A 15209-nucleotide genomic window follows, 5' to 3' on the forward strand; every position below is an offset into this window, starting at 1 on the left:
CGCGATCGGCGGTCGCAAGTGGTTCAGGTCACGCGAAAACCGTCGGGAACCGTGTCGCGACCGTCGAGGATCAGATCAGCCATCATGCGGGCGATCACCTGCGCCATGCCGAAGCCGATCTTGAAGCCGCCATTGGCGACGAAGTGACCGGGGCGGTCGGGCCAGGGTCCCAGGATCGGCGCGCGGGACCGGGCGCGCGGGCGAATGCCGGCCCATCGTTCGATCACCGGCGCATCCGCCAGCGTCGGACATAATTCACGGGCGCGGGAGATCAGGTCGTCAAGCAGCGCGTCGGGCTGGTCATGGCTGAACTCGTTCTCGCTGGTCGAGCCGACGGCGGTGGTGCCGTCGTCATGGGGCACGATGTAAAGTCCATCGGCGAAAATCTGCGGGCTGTCCGGCGCCGCGAAGTCCAGCAGCGCCGACTGCCCTTTGACGCCCTTGCCGATCGCGCGGCCCGTCGCGTCGTTGAGCGCGGCGAGACCGTCGATGCCGGTGGCCCAAAGCGTCGGGTGCAGGTCCTCGGCGGGCGCGGGATTCCCTTCGATCACCTCGCCGCCTTTCGCACGGATCGCGGCGGCCAGCGCGGCCAAGGCGGCGCGCGGGTTCAACCGTGCGGTCAGATCATCCTGCAGCCACAGACCCGGCGCGGCGAGCACGCTGGCGGGCGCATCGGTCAACCGCATGCCGATGCCATCGGGCCAGCGATGTGCGGCAGCGGCGATGCGTGGTGTCAGTGCATCGGAATCGGTCACAGGCTGCAAACGTCCGGTGCGGGCATAGCCGGTGGGCTGGCCGGACGCATCCTCGACCCCCGCCCAGAAATCCGATGCCATCAGCAGACTGTCGAGCTGGACCTGCTTCTTCTCATTCCACGGGTCGGGCGCGTGTGGGGCGAGCGCGCCGACCTGACCTCCAGAGGCGCCGGCACCGACGTGATCGGCCTCGTACAGCCGGACATGGGCGCCACGGCGGGTCATCTCCCAAGCGCATGAAAGACCAAAGATGCCGCCGCCGATGACCATGACGCTTGTCAAGCCGCGCGCCTTTCCCCTAGCTGCCCTTGATGAGCGATCTAGACGATCAGGCGACAGGCGGCCAGACGGCTTCCGAATGGCACGAGACCGCGCCGGGACTGGAATGGCGCGAGGGCGGGGTGCCGGTCTCGACGCGGTTCGACGATCCGTATTTCAGCCTCGCGGGCGGGCTGGAAGAGACGGGTCACGTCTTTTTGGCCGGCAATGATGTGCCTGCACGGTTGCGGCCGGGCTTTCATGTTGCGGAACTGGGCTTCGGGACCGGGCTGAATCTGCTGGCCTTGGCGCGGGTAGCGACGGTTCCGGTGCGGTTCACCAGCTTCGAGGCGTTCCCGATGAGCGAGGCGCAGATGGCGCAGGCGCACGCGGCATTTCCCGCGATGTCGGAACTTGCCGCCCAGCTTCGCGAGGGCTGGCCGGGGCGGCGGATGCGCGTCGGACTGATCGAGGCCGAAATCATTGTTGGCGACGTCCGCGACACCCTGTCAGCATGGGACGGATGCGCGGATGCTTGGTTTCTGGACGGGTTTTCGCCCGCGAAGAACCCCGAGATGTGGAGCGACGCACTGATGGCAGAGGTTGGACGTCACACCCCGCGCGGCGGGACCTTCGCGACCTATACAGCGGCGGGCCATGTGCGGCGCGCACTGGCGGCGGCGGGCTTCGCGGTCGAGCGGCGGCCGGGCTTTGCCGGCAAGCGTCACATGTCGGCAGGGCTGATGACCTAGCGGCGCACCTGCGGGATCCGCGTGCGCTGATAGGTCGCGGCCGGATGCGGCGGATGCCCCTGCGTCGCCTGCCAGAAACCGGCCCCACCCCGACGCAGGAACAGCGGCAGGGCCAGCACCACGCCGGCGACGAAGCCGCCGGCATGCGCCCAGTAAGCGACCCCGCCGCCGTCGCCTGCGACGGTGAAGCCACCAAACAACTGGAAGCCGAACCACAGGCCCAGCATCACCCAGGCGGGCAGCGTGAACACCTTGAAGATGATCACGATGATGACGACCACATCGACCTTCGCGCGCGGAAACAGCAGCAGGTAGCCACCCATCACGCCAGCAATCGCGCCCGATGCGCCGACCATCGGGACGACGGAATAAGGCGCGGCCAGGATCTGCGCGGCAGCCGCGACCAGCCCGGAGGCGAGGTAGAAGCCCAGAAAGCCCAGATGTCCCATCTGATCTTCCAGATTGTCGCCGAAGATCCACAAGAAAAGCATATTCCCGCCCAAGTGCAGCAAGCCCGCATGCAGGAACATGTGGGTGACCAGGCCCCACAGCCACTCGCCCTGCGTGATTGCCGCCGCGTACAGCGCGAAGTTCTGCCACAGCCCGCCCATATTCCCGCCCCAGGGCATCGTCAGCACGAACATGATCAGGTTCAGCGCGATCAGCGTGTACGTGACGAAGGGCGTACGCTTGGACGGGTTGTGATCGCGGATCGGAAACATAGGGCGGTCAGCCGCGCAGCGGAAACACGAACGGGATCACCAGCGACGCGGTGACGGCCATCAACAGGTTCAGCGGCGCACCGACGCGAAGGAAATCGGCAAAGCGGTATCCGCCCGGACCATAGACCAGCGTGTTGGTCTGGTAGCCGATCGGCGTCGCGAACGCGGCCGAGGCGCCCATCATCACCGCCACGATCAGCGGTCGTGGATCGATGCCCAGATGCCCTGCCAGTGTGATCGCGACAGGCGTGACGATGACGGCAACGGCGTTGTTGGTCACGACCTCGGTCAGGAATGTCGCGAGCAGATAGACGCAAAGAACCAGTGCCCAGCTTGGCAACCCTTCCAGGAAGGGCGCAACATAGGTCACGATCAACTCGACCGCGCCGGAATTCTCCAGCCCCGCGCCGACGGCGAGCATCGCGAAGATCAGCGCCAGCAGGCGACCATCGACGAAACTCAGCGCCTCGTCGGCATCGATGCAGCGCGTGCCCAGCACGATCGAGACGCCAATGAACGCCAGAAGCAGGATCGGCGCGACCTCGAATGCCGACAGGGCCACGACGGCGATCAGGACGGCAACGACGATGGGCGCATGGGCGCGGCGGAAGGCGCGGTCCGAGGGCGCATTGACCTCTACCATCTCCATGTCGCTGGCAAGACGGCCGATATCGCCGGGCGTGCCCTCCAGCAGCAGCGTGTCGCCGACGCGGACGACCAGATCATCAAGCTGGCGGCCGATATTCTGGTTCTTGCGATGCGCGGCCAGCACATAGACGCCGTAGCGGCGGCGCAGGCGCATCGAGCCAAGGCTGCGGCCCACCATGTGGCAACCGGGCGTGATCAGCACCTCGACCGTCGAGGTCTGGACCGAGCTCAGCTTGTCGACCATCCGCAGGTCCTTGTTGCCCTGAAGGCCCAGAACCTCGGACATGGGGGTACGCAGAACGACGCGATCGCCTGCTTCCAGCCTGACGGCGGCCAGGTCGCGGCGCAACGAGGCGTCGCCGCGCAGGACGTCGATGGGGCGGACCTTGTCGCCCGTGAAGATCTCGGTCTCTTCCAGCGACTTGCCGATCAGCGAGGAATCTTCGGGGATCGCGACCTCGGTGAAGAACTTCATTTTCGAGCGGCCGCCGACCAGCGACGACATCGAGGCGCGATCAGGCAGCAGCTTGGGTGCGAAGACCAGCAGATAGGTGATCCCCACGATCGCCATGGGAACGCCCACGGGCGCGATCTCGAAAATGGTGAAATGCGGCTGGCCGGCAGCGCGGGCGACGCCATCCACCAGCAGGTTGGTCGAGGTGCCGATCATCGTCATCGTGCCGCCCAGGATCGACAGGTACGACAGCGGGATCAGCAGCTTCGACGGCGCGACGTTCATCGTCGTCGCAAGCTGCATGAAGATCGGCATCATCACCACGACCAGTGGCGTATTGTTGACGAAGGCCGACAGGCCGCACACCAGGATCGACAGTCCCGCCAGCGTGATCGCGGGCCGCGCGACGGCGTTGCTGGAGGCGTGCTGTCCGATCCAGTCGAGCGCGCCGGTCCGGACCAATCCGCCCACGATGATGAACATGAAAGCGATGGTCCAGGGCGCCGGGTTCGCCAGGACACCCGCGACCTGATCGGGCTTGAGAATGCCCAGGGCCAGCAGCGCCACGGCGCCGAGGATCGCCGTCACCTCGGGCGGATAGGTCTCGCGGATGAACAGCGTCAGCATTCCCGCGATCAGAAAGAGCGTCGCGATCGCCGATACAGTGCCCGTCAGTTCGAAGCCGAACATCGCTTGTCTGTCCCCCTGGCCGTTCTGGGCTGAGGCCCGAACGGCGCAGTCTTTCCCGATTTGCCGCCATGCCGCAAGGCCCGGTTCATCCGGCGCATGCCCGGCGCCGTGGTCGCCCGATCAGCCCAGCGGCCCTGCCGGCGCCAGCCGTCCGCCGTCGCGCACGGGACGGATCGCGCTCGCCCGGCCGGTGCGATCGTCCGTCTCGACCAGAACGCCCGACAGCGTCGCCTCACCCTGCGCGGGTGTGAAGCGGTCGCGCTTCATTCCGGTCAGAAAACGGCGCAGCGGCTCGTCCTTTTCCATCCCGATGACACTGTCGTAATCGCCGCACATGCCAGCGTCGGACTGGTAGGCCGTACCACGATTGAGGATCTGCGCATCGGCGGTCGGGACATGGGTATGCGTGCCGACAACCAGACTGGCACGGCCGTCGCAGAAATGGCCGACGCCCATTTTCTCACTGGTGGCCTCAGCGTGGATGTCCACCACCGCCGCCTGCACCATTCCGCCTGGCGGATGCGCGCGAAGCACCGCGTCCAGCGCCGAGAACGGATCGTCGTAGGGCCGTGACATGAACACCTGCCCCAGAGCTTGCGTCACCAGGACCTTGCGCCCGCGCTGATCGGTGATCACGCGATGGCCGCGCCCGGGCGCCTCGCGCGAAAAATTCAGGGGTCGGATGATGCGCGGCTCGGTTTCGATGAAAGTCAGCATGTCGCGCTGATCGAAGGCGTGATCACCCAGCGTCAGGCAATCCGCACCCGCAGCCAGCAATGCCTGCGCATGCGGCGCGCTCAGCCCCATGCCGCCACTGGCATTCTCACCGTTGACGATCACAACATCGGCCTTCAGCCGTGCGCGCAGCGGGCCCAGGCGCTCGATGATCGCCTTGCGGCCTGCCCGGCCCATGACATCGCCCAGAAACAGGATTTTCATGACCGACGGGCCTAGGCCAAGGCCGGTCGCGCCTCAAGCCGAAAAGCTCGAATGCAAGACACTTCGGGCGGCTCTCTTAACCCCTGCGTCATGCCCCCAAGGCTACCTTGAGGAACCGAGATGCGGAGGGCGTGATGCTAAGGATGTTGGCCGTCGTGACGGTGACCCTGTGGGCGGGACCCGTTCTTTCCTGTTCCGTCGAAGGCGGCCAAACGACGCTTTCGGAACTCGCCGCGGCGACGAACGTGGTGCGGGCAAGGCAGGGCGGAAAGCCGCTGGGTCTGGATCCGGCCCTGATGCGGACCGCCCAGCGTCACGCCTGCGACATCGCGCGGCGACAGGTCATCACCCATCAGGATGCACAGGGGCGACGCCCTATGAAACGGCTGCGGCAGGACGGATTTCGCGCCTGCTTCTCGGCCGAGAATGTCGCGATGGGCCTGCCCGGCGCGGGCGCGACGGTGGGGGCGTGGCAGGCCTCGCCCGGTCACGCCCGGAATCATCATGACCACCGCGCCAGCGTGATGGGCTTCGGCGTCGCGCGCGATCCGGCGGGTCGATTGTGGTGGGTCGGGCTTTACGCATCATCCTGCGAGATGATGGCACAGCGGTCGGTTCCCAGCGGGTAACACACCAAGGCCGCACAGCGGAACCGGCTGGGGCCGGCGCGCGTCTGTAAACAGATATCAATCTGTCCCGCGCTTGCCTTTGGCACCAAGTTCCTTATTTGTTCCGATATGAAGCAGAGCCTTCAGCAGAAGCTTGCGATTCTGGCCGACGCGGCCAAATACGATGCCTCCTGCGCCAGCAGCGGCACATCCCGCAGGGATTCGCGCAGCGGAGGCATCGGCAGTGCGGGTGGCACCGGAATTTGCCACGCCTACACGCCAGACGGACGCTGTATCAGCCTGCTGAAGATCCTGATGACGAATTTCTGCATCTACGATTGTGCGTATTGCATCAATCGCGTCTCGTCGCAGGTCGAACGCGCGCGGTTTTCGCCCGAGGAAGTCGTCACGCTGACGCTGGAATTCTACCGTCGCAACTACATCGAGGGGTTGTTCCTGTCCTCGGGCATCATCCGCAGCCCGGACGACACGATGGCCGACATGGTCCGCATCGCCCGCATGCTGCGGCAGGACCATGGCTTCAAGGGCTATATCCATCTCAAGACCATCCCCGAAGCCAGCCGCGAGCTGATCGACGAGGCGGGTCTGTATGCCGACCGCCTGTCGATCAACATCGAGTTGCCGCGCGACGACAGCGTGCGCCAGCTGGCACCGCAGAAGAAGCCTGAAACGATCCGCGGCGCGATGGCGGGCGTGCGGATGTCGCGTGAAGCCAGCCTGGATCGCAGCCATACCGGCAAGCGCGCCGCGAAGTTCGCCCCGGCCGGTCAGTCGACGCAAATGATCGTCGGTGCCGATGGGGCCAATGATCGCGACATCCTGACGACATCCTCACGGCTTTACACCGGCTACAAGCTGCGCCGCGTCTACTATTCGGCATTCAGCCCGATCCCGGATGCGTCCTCGGCCCTGCCGCTGGTCAAGCCGCCGATGATGCGCGAACATCGGTTGTATCAGGCCGACTGGCTGATGCGCTTCTACGGGTTCGAAGCGGGTGAGATCGCCGATGTCGCGCCCAGCGGCAACCTGGATCTCGCGATCGATCCAAAGCTTGCCTGGGCTCTGGTCAACCGTCAGGACTTTCCGGTCGACGTGAACCGCGCCAGCCGCGACATGCTGCTGCGGGTTCCGGGCTTCGGGACCAAGACGGTGGACCGGATCATCGCGGCGCGCCGGTCGGGTCCAGTTAGGTATCACGACCTGCTTCGGATCGGCGCGTTGATGAACAAGGCTCAGCCATTCGTCACGCTGCCGGACTGGCATCCCGGCGGACTGACCGACAGCGACACGCTGCGCGCGCGCTTCGCGCCCGCGCCCGAACAGATGTCGCTGTTCTGATGTATCGGGTCACACTGCCGCAACTGGGCTTTGCGGCGGTCTGGCGCGATGCGGCCCGAAATCTGGCAAGCCACGATGTTCCGCCCGAAGATATCGAGTGGCTGCGCGGCGATGGCGGAGGCGGGCTCTTCGATCACGAGCCACTGCCTGAGGGTGACGGTCCTCTGAAGGTCGTCGCGACCAAGCCCCTGATCGATCTGCTGGAAACGGTGATCTGCCATTCCGACCCGGAATCACGGGCGCTGGCCTATCGCGCATTGTCTCGGCACCAGAACGATCGTGGCGCGATCGCCAACCCCGCCGATCCGCTGACCGACAAATTGCACGACATGGCCAAGTCGGTGCGTCGCGACATCCACAAGATGCACGCCTTCGTCCGCTTCCGGGAACTGGAGGCCGAGGGCGAGCGGCGCAGTTTTGCCGCCTGGTTCGAACCGACCCATTGGAGCGTCGAGCGCGGAACACCGTTCTTCGCCAAACGCTTCGGAGACATGGATTGGCTGATCGCGACGCCGCAGGCGACCGCGATCTTCAAGGACGGTGCGCTGCGCTTCGCCCCGCCACCCGAGACGCGCCCCGATCTGCCTGACGATGCGAGCGAGGCGTTGTGGGGGACCTATTTCCGCAACATCTTCAACCCGGCACGCGTGAAGATATCAGCGATGAAGTCTGAAATGCCGGTCAAGTACTGGAAGAACCTGCCGGAGACTCGCCTGATCCCCGAAATGCTTGCGGATGCCGAGGGACGGGTCGAGCGCATGCGCGCGGCGATGCCGACCGACCCGCCGAAACGCAGCGCCAAGATTCTGGAGCGTTTGGCCGCGGCGCCAATGCCCGATATGCCGGACAGCCTGGAAGAGGCCGGTCAGGCCGCCCGCGCCTGCACCCGCTGCCATCTGTGCGAGGCGGCGACCCAGACCGTCTGGGGTGAGGGCGATCCTGATGCACGCCTGATGATCGTGGGCGAACAGCCGGGCGATCACGAGGATCTGCAGGGCAGGCCCTTCGTCGGCCCCGCCGGAACGCTTCTGCGCGAGATCATGGCCGATGCCGGGGTCGGGCCGGTCTGGCTGACAAACGCGGTCAAGCATTTCAAATTCCAGCCGCGTGGCAAGCGGCGGATGCATCAATCACCCGACCGGACCGAGATCGAGCATTGTCAGTGGTGGTTGGGGCTGGAGCGTCGTTTCATCCAGCCGCAATTGACCGTCGCGCTTGGTGCTTCGGCCGCCTATGCGCTGACGGGTAATGCGCGACCGCTGACCCCGCGCCGCGGCACGATCGAGACGGCACGCGACGGCGGGCCGGTGCTGATCTCATGGCATCCAAGCTATCTGCTGCGGCTGCGCGACGCCGCGCAAGCCGAAGATGCGCGCGGCCAATTACGCGCAGATCTTTCCCGCGCAGTGGCCGAAGCAGCCTAGGCCGAAAGTTCGCTATCCTCGATCACCTCGGCGCGCAGACCGTCCAGCGGCGCATGTTCGGTGTGGGCCAAGACATAGTCGCGCGCGTCGTCATGGCTGTCGAACATCATCGGCGGCAAAGTCCCGGAAAACTCCCGACCCGACGCATCCAACCGCAGATGCGGCGCTGCGCCCGATGCGATCACGAATTTCGCCATGTCAGACCCCTGCTCTCGTTCGCCGAAAGTCTGCATCGCTGACGATGGGCGTGCAAGATGCGACGATCTGGAAGAAGTGGTGCCCGGAGGCGGATTCGAACCACCGACACGCGGATTTTCAATCCGCTGCTCTACCAACTGAGCTATCCGGGCCCTTACGGTCCCCTAGGGGCCGTGGGTGGGGGGTGTTTACGGGTGGCGCCGGGGCATGTCCAGCCCGAATCGCAGTGGCTCAGCGCCCTTGGCCGTCCGGGTCGTCATCGTCCGGCATCCGGTCCGCAGGCGGACCGGGAATGACGTAATCGCCACGCAGCCAGCGGGCCAGATCGACATCGGCGCAGCGCTTCGAACAAAAGGGGCGATAGGAAGGCACGCTGTCCTTTCCGCAGATCGGGCAGGCCATCAGTGCTTCCCGCCCAGCACGCGCGACAGAGGCGCGCGGTCACGCTTGCGATTGATCTCGTAGAGACCCATCGCGGTCCATCCGACCAGCGTGGTCTCTGCCCCGTCGCCGCGAAACGCCGCCTTCAGCACCTGATCCAGGGACGCACGGTCCCGCTTCGGCATCGGCGCGAAGTCGACAACGATCTGCCCGCCGAGCCCGCGCAGCCGCAATTGTCGCGGCAGATCGCGGGCCAGCGCCATGTTCGCCTTCAAGCCTGCGGCGAGGCTGGTGTCGGCGCCCGTGTTAACATCAACGGCCACCAGCGCGCGGGTCGCTTCGATCACGGCAGAGGCACCGCCTTGCAGAGGCACTTCGGGTGACAGCAGCGCCTCGATCTGATCTAGCGCACCGGTCTCTGTCAGCGCCGCGTCGTCCTGATCGATCTGGTCGGGCGCCGGGTCGGCCCAGTCGATCCAGGCCTGTTCCCAAGGCGAGGGCGCGTCGAGCAGCAGTTCCGGCGAACCTTCCTGCTCGGTCGTTATGCTGCCCGCGATCTCGACCAGCGGGCCAAGTTCGTCCGCGATCTCGTCATCGGGCGCGGCTTCCGCCGCGCTGCGCAGGATCAGGCCAAAACTCTCGTCGCCTGCCAGTGCTGACGCGCCCATCGCGGTCAGCACCGTTCGACGTGCTTCGTCACGGATCCGCCGAGAGACGTTGATGCCCGGCACGCCGGGGGTGACGATCGCGTACCGGCCCCGAAACAGAAGTCGCGCGGTCAGCGGTATGGCCTTGCCAGCCTCGGCCACGCCCGAGACCTGGACCAGCACGGCCTGGCCTTCGGACAGACCGCCACGATCGCGCAGAAAACCCTTGGCACCATCGGGGAGCCGCACGAAGACCCCGCCCTGACCCTTCATGGGCCGTTCGACCCGTCCGCGCAGAATTGCGCCGGGCGCAAAGGCGGCGATCCCCGACGCATCGGTGAACAGATCGTCCAGCCTTCCATCGGTCATCAGCGCCGCGATCTGACGCTCACGATAGGTGCCAAGAACGACGTGACGACCTTTCATGCGGCCTCCGGAAGGATGCCCGATGCGGACAGCATCGCAGCGGTTTCGGAAAGCGGCAGCCCCACGACCGCGCTGTGAGAGCCGCTGATCCAGGGAATGAACGCGGCGGCCGCGCCCTGAATGGCATAGGCGCCAGCCTTGCCCTGCCAGTCACCGATGTCGAGGTAGCGGTCAAGTTCGGTGGGCGTAATCGGACGCATCCGCACGATGGTCTCTACCAGCCTTTCGCGAATGCGCTCGCCCTCGCGGATCGCGACGGCCGTCAGGACTCGGTGACGGCGGCCGGCCATCAGCCGCATGAAGGATGCGGCCTCAGCGCGGTCCGCGGGTTTGCCGAGGATGCGGCGTCCGACCGCCACCGTCGTATCGGCGCAAAGTGCGATTTCACCCTGCGTCAAAGACAGCGCTGCGGCCTTCTGGCTCGCCATGCGTCGCACATAATCGCGCGCGCGTTCGTCGGTGCGCGGCGTCTCATCGATGTCGGCGGGCCGGATCTCGGCGGGGCGGATTCCGATCTGTGCCAGCAATTCCAGACGGCGCGGACTGGCTGATCCTAGGATCAGCCGGGGCACATCGCTGCGCACCATCGGATCACTTGAAGCGATAGTTGATCCGTCCCTTGGTCAGGTCGTAGGTGTTCATTTCCACCTGAACCTTGTCGCCCGCGAGGACGCGGATGCGGTTCTTCCGCATCTTTCCTGCCATATGCGCGATGATCTCATGGCCGTTTTCCAGCTCGACCCTGAACGTCGCATTCGGCAGGAGCTCCTTCACGACGCCGGAAAATTCGAGCATTTCTTCCTTGGCCATGGTCACTCCATATTGGCGCCCCGCAAAACGGCGGAGCCGCTGTTACATGCGGTGGACGACGGGCTTTTTCAAGGGAAAAGCGCAGTCCCGTCGCGGCGCGTCAACGGGATGGGAGGGTGCGAAGACGACCGCAGACGGACGGCGAGAGACTTGCGGTGGATGGATAAGGGGGCCAGCCTCAGCCGGAGCGGCCACCTTCGATCGGCATGATCTGCGCGCCGTCGCCCGTTGATGCGCGGAACGCATCGGCGCGGGACAGATCGCCCATGGGGGGTTCCTGCCCGCTGCGCTGCCCGCCCTGCCAGGCCGAGACCGGCCCGGCTGCCTCGCGCAGTCGCGGTGCCGCCAGATCGTGGATCGCGAAGCTTGGCATCTCTGGCAACGGAGCCGCCGATCCGGCGCGGGCGCGGATGCGCAAGGCATGACAGCCGTCGGCCTCTCCCAGCTTGCCTTGGGCGATGACCTGACCCTGTCGAGTCTCCAGCCGCGCATCGTGCAGGCTGACGCGTGGCAGCGCGATCATCCGGCCGGGCGCGAGCGTCCGTAGCTCGCCGAGCGAAATCTTGCGCCGGCACAGCACGCCCAGAAGTTCGATCGGGGCATCTTGCAGCTGTGCGGCCAGCGGACCTGATGCGTTGCTCGCAGCCTTTTCCGGCGCGGTGGCACCCGCTCGGGCAGCCGGTTGCGCAGCAGGCGCCAACCCGTTCGCGGTTGCGGTGACCGGCGAAGGCAGCGCGGCGATCGCACGGCGTTCGGGCAGGGCCACGACGATCTCGATCTCGCGTCGCGCCCGATCGTCGCCGACGCGCAGCCGCATCCGCAATGCGCGATAGTTCACATCTTCCAGCATCAGCAGCAATGGGCGGGGATCGTCCAGATGGCTGGCATAACGGAAGCCGGCGTAATTCTCGAATCCCTCGAGACCGTCGATTTCCGCCTGAAGCTCGGTCAGCGCGCGGTTGACGAATTCCGCGCAGATCATTGCGTCGCTTCGGGTGCGGCGACGCGTCTCGACCGGTCGGCCGGTGACGCGGCCCAAGGCCTGCACCTCGATCAGCGCGGTCACGGCCTCCGGATCCAGCGCGACCACCCCCAGGGCTTCCTGCGGCCCTTCGACCACGGCAAACAGCGCCTGATCGGGAAGGATCTCTGCCATCTCTGCAAGGGTGATGCCGTCCGGGACGACCGTCAGCGGCTGCACGGGAAGACCGTAGAGGTCTTCGCCAGCACGCGCGATCGCGGTAGCGGCGGCCCGCGCGGGGTTGCGGCGCACCTGCTGTGGCATCCCCGGCGCTTCGCCCGCATCCATTCGCGCGTTCTGGCGGTTACGCAGCAGACGTCGCAACACCCCGCCTTCCGAGGGCTGGATCGAAGTGACGCCGTGCTGACCGCTTATCGTTGCATCGCCGTCCGCTGCTGCCGAATCATCAACCATGCAAGAGCCTGCCCGTAAAACCGCACAGGCAATCTTTCAGAGAGAGGTTGATAAAGCCTTAAGCCGCGTCCTTGGCATGGATCGAAACCCCATGGCGGCCCGCAAGATCGACGAAGAACTGCCATGCCACACGGCCCGAACGGGCGCCTCGGGTCGCCTGCCATTCGACGGCCTCGGCCCGCAGCCGGTCGTCGTCGATCTCGAGCCCGTAGGCGTCGCAGTAGCCTCGAACCATCGCGAGATAATCGTCCTGCCCGCAGGGGTGAAAGCCGAGCCACAGCCCGAAGCGATCCGACAGCGAAACCTTCTCCTCGACCGCTTCACCGGGATGGATCGCGCTGGAGCGTTCGTTGTCGATCATGTCGCGCGGCATAAGGTGACGACGATTCGACGTCGCATACAGGATCACGTTGTCGGGCCGACCCGCGATGCCGCCGTCCAGCACCGCTTTCAGCGATTTGTACTGCGCATCGTCGTGGCTAAAGCTGAGATCGTCGGCGAACAGGAGGAAACGCCGGTCACGGACCTGACCCAGCATCGCCAGCAATCGGTCCACGGTGGACAAATCGTCACGCGCGATCTCGACCAGCGCCAGCGGCAGACCCTCGGCCAAGGCGTGAGCGTGGACCGCCTTGACCAGCGAGGATTTCCCCATGCCGCGCGCGCCCCACAACAGCGCGTTGTTCGCGCCGTGGCCGCGCGCGAATTGCAGCGTGTTGGCCAGCAACGTGTCACGGGCGCGATCGATCCCGATCAGCTGAACCAGATCGATCCGGTCGACGCGTGCCACCGGCTGCAACCGGTCTGGATCGGGCTGCCATATGAAGGCATCGGCCGCATCAAAGGCCGGCATCGGCGCGGGCGGCGGGGCAAGACGCTCCAACGCCTCGGCGATTCGGGTCAGCGCGGCCTCACTCATCGGGTTCGATCCAGGTTCCGTCGGCACGCATCTGCGCCTCGCGTTTGCGTTCGATCCGCGCGACAAGCTGGATCGAGATTTCGTAGAGGCCATAGATCACGGTGAATAGGACGACCTGCGAGATGACGTCAGGTGGCGTCACCAGAGCGGCCAAGACGAGAATCGCAAGAACCGCGTATTTTCGGACGCTGGCCAGCCCCGATGAGGAGACCAGCCCTGCCTTGCCCATCAGCGTCAGCGCGACGGGCAACTGGAACGACAGGCCGAAGGCGAGGATGAATTTGGTGGTCAGCGCAAGGTATTCGCTGACAGAACCCTGGAAGACGATGCCCGCCATCGGGTTGTCGGCGACGACCGCATCGGGATCATCCGGCAGGCTGAGCGGGCCCTGCTGGAAACCCAGGAAGAAGTCATAAGCCATCGGCAGGATGACGTAATAGGCGAATGCCGCGCCAAGAAAGAACATCGCCGGTGATGCGACGAGGAATGGCAGAAACGCCGCCTTCTCGCTGCGGTAAAGTCCCGGCGCGACGAAGCGCCACAATTGGTAGCCGATGATCGGGAACGCCAGGATGAAGCCGCCGAGAAAGCTGATCTGGATGGCGACGAAGAAACCTTCCTGCAGCTTCAGCAGGATCAGCCCGCATTCCTGTCCGCGCATCTCCAGCGCATGACAGATCGGGCGCGTCAGGAAATTGTAGATCGGATTCCAGACCGTGTAGCAGACGATCATGGCCAGAACGAAAGCGAGGATTGACCAGATCAGCCGTTTGCGCAGTTCGATCAGATGCTCGATCAAGGGTGCGGACGTGTCGTCAATGTCGTCGGGTCGGTTGGTCGCGGCCACGTCAGTCCTCTTTCATGTCGGCGCGGCGCACGGCGTGGATGCGGCGGGTTCCCGGCGCAGCGGCGACACTTTCAGCCTGATCGTCAGGTTTGTTCGGTTTCTCGGGCGCTGCCGCGGTTTTTGGGGCGGCAGATTTGGCAGCGGTCGCCGCTGCGGCGGTCACTGCCGCCTTCGGAGTCGCGCCTGCATCTGCGGCCAACGCCTCCTTGGCCCCCGGATCGGGCACAGCCTTGCCCGAAGGACGGTTCGGAAGCTTCGGATCCCATTTCTCGAATCGGTCCGCCGCACGGTCCAGCGCGTCGAGTCCCAGCGATTTTTTCGAGGTCAGCGCCTTCATGTCGCGCAGGCTGCCCGTCGCCTCGTCCAGACCGGACGACTTGGCGGCATCCTCCATCGCCGAGGTGAATTCTCGCGCCATCCCACGCGCCTTGGCGGTGAAGCGGCCCAGGGAATGAAACAGATGCGGCAGGTCGCGCGGACCGATCACGATCAGCGCGACGATTCCGATCAGCAGAAGCTCGCTCCAGCCGATGTCGAGCATGGGGTGCGCCCCTTGGCTGTCAGCTGCGGTCGGTGGTGTGCGGCGTCACGTCGCGGGCGTCCTGACCGGGAACGGGGTTCACGGTCTGGCCGGGGACCTGCCCCTGAACCTGACGCGTTGCCGCACCCTCGTCGCTTGCGCGCTCAAATTCCTCGCTGCCGTCCTTGACGCCCTTCTTGAAGGACGAGATGCCCTTGCCGACCTCGCCCATCAGCGAGCTGACCTTGCCGCGGCCGAATAGCACCAGCACCACGACGGCGATCAGAAGAAGGCCGGGAAGGCCAATGTTGTTCAGCATGTCCTGCTCCCTCATGCGGGCCCAGGCCCGCGGCAGTATCAAGCGGGCATCCGGCCCGCGACGGAGGCTAGCGGGCGCTACGCCCGCCGCGGCACGAA

The 15209-nt window shown here is 65.7% G+C and carries 18 protein-coding genes and 1 tRNA gene; 4 read left to right on the forward strand and 15 right to left on the reverse strand.

All coding sequences use genetic code 11. The features are described from left to right. Window positions 1-23: 23 nt before the first annotated feature. A complete protein-coding gene (locus MLD63_RS00190) occupies window positions 24-1025 on the reverse strand; it encodes an NAD(P)/FAD-dependent oxidoreductase (RefSeq protein ID WP_255328462.1) in 1002 nt (333 codons plus the stop codon). Window positions 1026-1066: 41 nt separating this feature from the next. Here MLD63_RS00190 and mnmC2 point away from each other — a divergent pair, with 41 nt between their 5' ends. After that, complete coding sequence (gene mnmC2 / locus MLD63_RS00195; RefSeq protein ID WP_255327821.1) at window positions 1067-1765, forward strand: tRNA (5-methylaminomethyl-2-thiouridine)(34)-methyltransferase MnmC2; 699 nt, start codon at window positions 1067-1069, stop codon at window positions 1763-1765. Here the strand turns inward: mnmC2 and MLD63_RS00200 are convergent. The 3 genes from MLD63_RS00200 to MLD63_RS00210 form a co-directional block, all read right to left on the reverse strand. Further along, window positions 1762-2487: a rhomboid family intramembrane serine protease gene (locus MLD63_RS00200; protein WP_255327822.1), complete on the reverse strand. Its 726-nt coding sequence runs from the start codon at window positions 2485-2487 to the stop codon at window positions 1762-1764. The genes mnmC2 and MLD63_RS00200 overlap by 4 nt on opposite strands. 7 nt (window positions 2488-2494) lie before the next feature. Then, a complete protein-coding gene (locus MLD63_RS00205) occupies window positions 2495-4279 on the reverse strand; it encodes an SLC13 family permease (protein ID WP_255327823.1) in 1785 nt (594 codons plus the stop codon). 120 nt (window positions 4280-4399) lie between these two features. After that, the gene (locus MLD63_RS00210; RefSeq protein WP_255327824.1) at window positions 4400-5218 is read right to left on the reverse strand and encodes a TIGR00282 family metallophosphoesterase; all 819 of its coding nucleotides are present in this window, start codon (window positions 5216-5218) and stop codon (window positions 4400-4402) included. A gap of 134 nt (window positions 5219-5352) precedes the next feature. Between MLD63_RS00210 and MLD63_RS00215 the strand changes: the two genes are divergently transcribed. The 3 genes from MLD63_RS00215 (at window position 5353) to MLD63_RS00225 (ending at window position 8609) form a co-directional block, all read left to right on the forward strand. After that, window positions 5353-5847, forward strand: coding sequence for a CAP domain-containing protein (locus tag MLD63_RS00215; protein WP_255327825.1), 495 nt, complete (start codon window positions 5353-5355; stop codon window positions 5845-5847). A gap of 108 nt (window positions 5848-5955) precedes the next feature. Beyond that, the gene (locus MLD63_RS00220) at window positions 5956-7185 is read left to right on the forward strand and encodes a putative DNA modification/repair radical SAM protein (RefSeq protein ID WP_255327826.1); all 1230 of its coding nucleotides are present in this window, start codon (window positions 5956-5958) and stop codon (window positions 7183-7185) included. After that, entirely contained in the window at window positions 7182-8609 is a 1428-nt protein-coding gene (locus MLD63_RS00225; protein ID WP_439957612.1) for a UdgX family uracil-DNA binding protein, read from the forward strand. The genes MLD63_RS00220 and MLD63_RS00225 overlap by 4 nt, the downstream gene beginning before the upstream one ends. Here MLD63_RS00225 and MLD63_RS00230 read toward each other — a convergent pair. The 11 genes from MLD63_RS00230 to MLD63_RS00280 form a co-directional block, all read right to left on the reverse strand. Then, window positions 8606-8806 carry a hypothetical protein gene (locus MLD63_RS00230; RefSeq protein ID WP_255327828.1) on the reverse strand — a complete coding sequence of 67 codons (201 nt, stop codon included), beginning with the start codon at window positions 8804-8806 and terminating at the stop codon, window positions 8606-8608. The genes MLD63_RS00225 and MLD63_RS00230 overlap by 4 nt on opposite strands. Before the next feature lie 77 nt (window positions 8807-8883). Beyond that, window positions 8884-8959, reverse strand: a tRNA-Phe gene (locus MLD63_RS00235). A 79-nt stretch (window positions 8960-9038) separates the two neighbouring features. Beyond that, window positions 9039-9209, reverse strand: coding sequence for a DNA gyrase inhibitor YacG (locus MLD63_RS00240; RefSeq protein WP_255327829.1), 171 nt, complete (start codon window positions 9207-9209; stop codon window positions 9039-9041). Then, on the reverse strand, window positions 9209-10261 hold the full coding sequence (locus tag MLD63_RS00245; protein ID WP_255327830.1) for a ribonuclease E/G: 1053 nt from the start codon (window positions 10259-10261) through the stop codon (window positions 9209-9211). The genes MLD63_RS00240 and MLD63_RS00245 overlap by 1 nt, the downstream gene beginning before the upstream one ends. After that, entirely contained in the window at window positions 10258-10848 is a 591-nt protein-coding gene (locus MLD63_RS00250) for a Maf family protein (RefSeq protein ID WP_255327831.1), read from the reverse strand. Before MLD63_RS00250 ends, MLD63_RS00245 begins: the two co-directional genes overlap by 4 nt. A gap of 4 nt (window positions 10849-10852) precedes the next feature. After that, window positions 10853-11071 carry a translation initiation factor IF-1 gene (gene infA / locus MLD63_RS00255; RefSeq protein WP_255327832.1) on the reverse strand — a complete coding sequence of 73 codons (219 nt, stop codon included), beginning with the start codon at window positions 11069-11071 and terminating at the stop codon, window positions 10853-10855. 178 nt (window positions 11072-11249) lie between these two features. Continuing rightward, on the reverse strand, window positions 11250-12506 hold the full coding sequence (locus tag MLD63_RS00260) for a FliM/FliN family flagellar motor C-terminal domain-containing protein (protein WP_255327834.1): 1257 nt from the start codon (window positions 12504-12506) through the stop codon (window positions 11250-11252). A 58-nt stretch (window positions 12507-12564) separates the two neighbouring features. Further along, window positions 12565-13425: an ATP-binding protein gene (locus MLD63_RS00265; protein WP_255327835.1), complete on the reverse strand. Its 861-nt coding sequence runs from the start codon at window positions 13423-13425 to the stop codon at window positions 12565-12567. Then, window positions 13418-14272, reverse strand: a complete 855-nt coding sequence (gene tatC / locus MLD63_RS00270; protein ID WP_255327836.1) for a twin-arginine translocase subunit TatC — start codon at window positions 14270-14272, stop codon at window positions 13418-13420. Before tatC ends, MLD63_RS00265 begins: the two co-directional genes overlap by 8 nt. A 1-nt stretch (window position 14273) precedes the next feature. Beyond that, on the reverse strand, window positions 14274-14813 hold the full coding sequence (tatB, locus tag MLD63_RS00275; RefSeq protein ID WP_255327837.1) for a Sec-independent protein translocase protein TatB: 540 nt from the start codon (window positions 14811-14813) through the stop codon (window positions 14274-14276). A 19-nt stretch (window positions 14814-14832) separates the two neighbouring features. Beyond that, on the reverse strand, window positions 14833-15111 hold the full coding sequence (locus MLD63_RS00280) for a twin-arginine translocase TatA/TatE family subunit (RefSeq protein WP_255327838.1): 279 nt from the start codon (window positions 15109-15111) through the stop codon (window positions 14833-14835). Window positions 15112-15209: the final 98 nt, after the last annotated feature.

The sequence above is a fragment of the Paracoccus albicereus genome (assembly GCF_024359525.1).
GTDB classification, from domain to species: domain Bacteria; phylum Pseudomonadota; class Alphaproteobacteria; order Rhodobacterales; family Rhodobacteraceae; genus Paracoccus; species Paracoccus albicereus.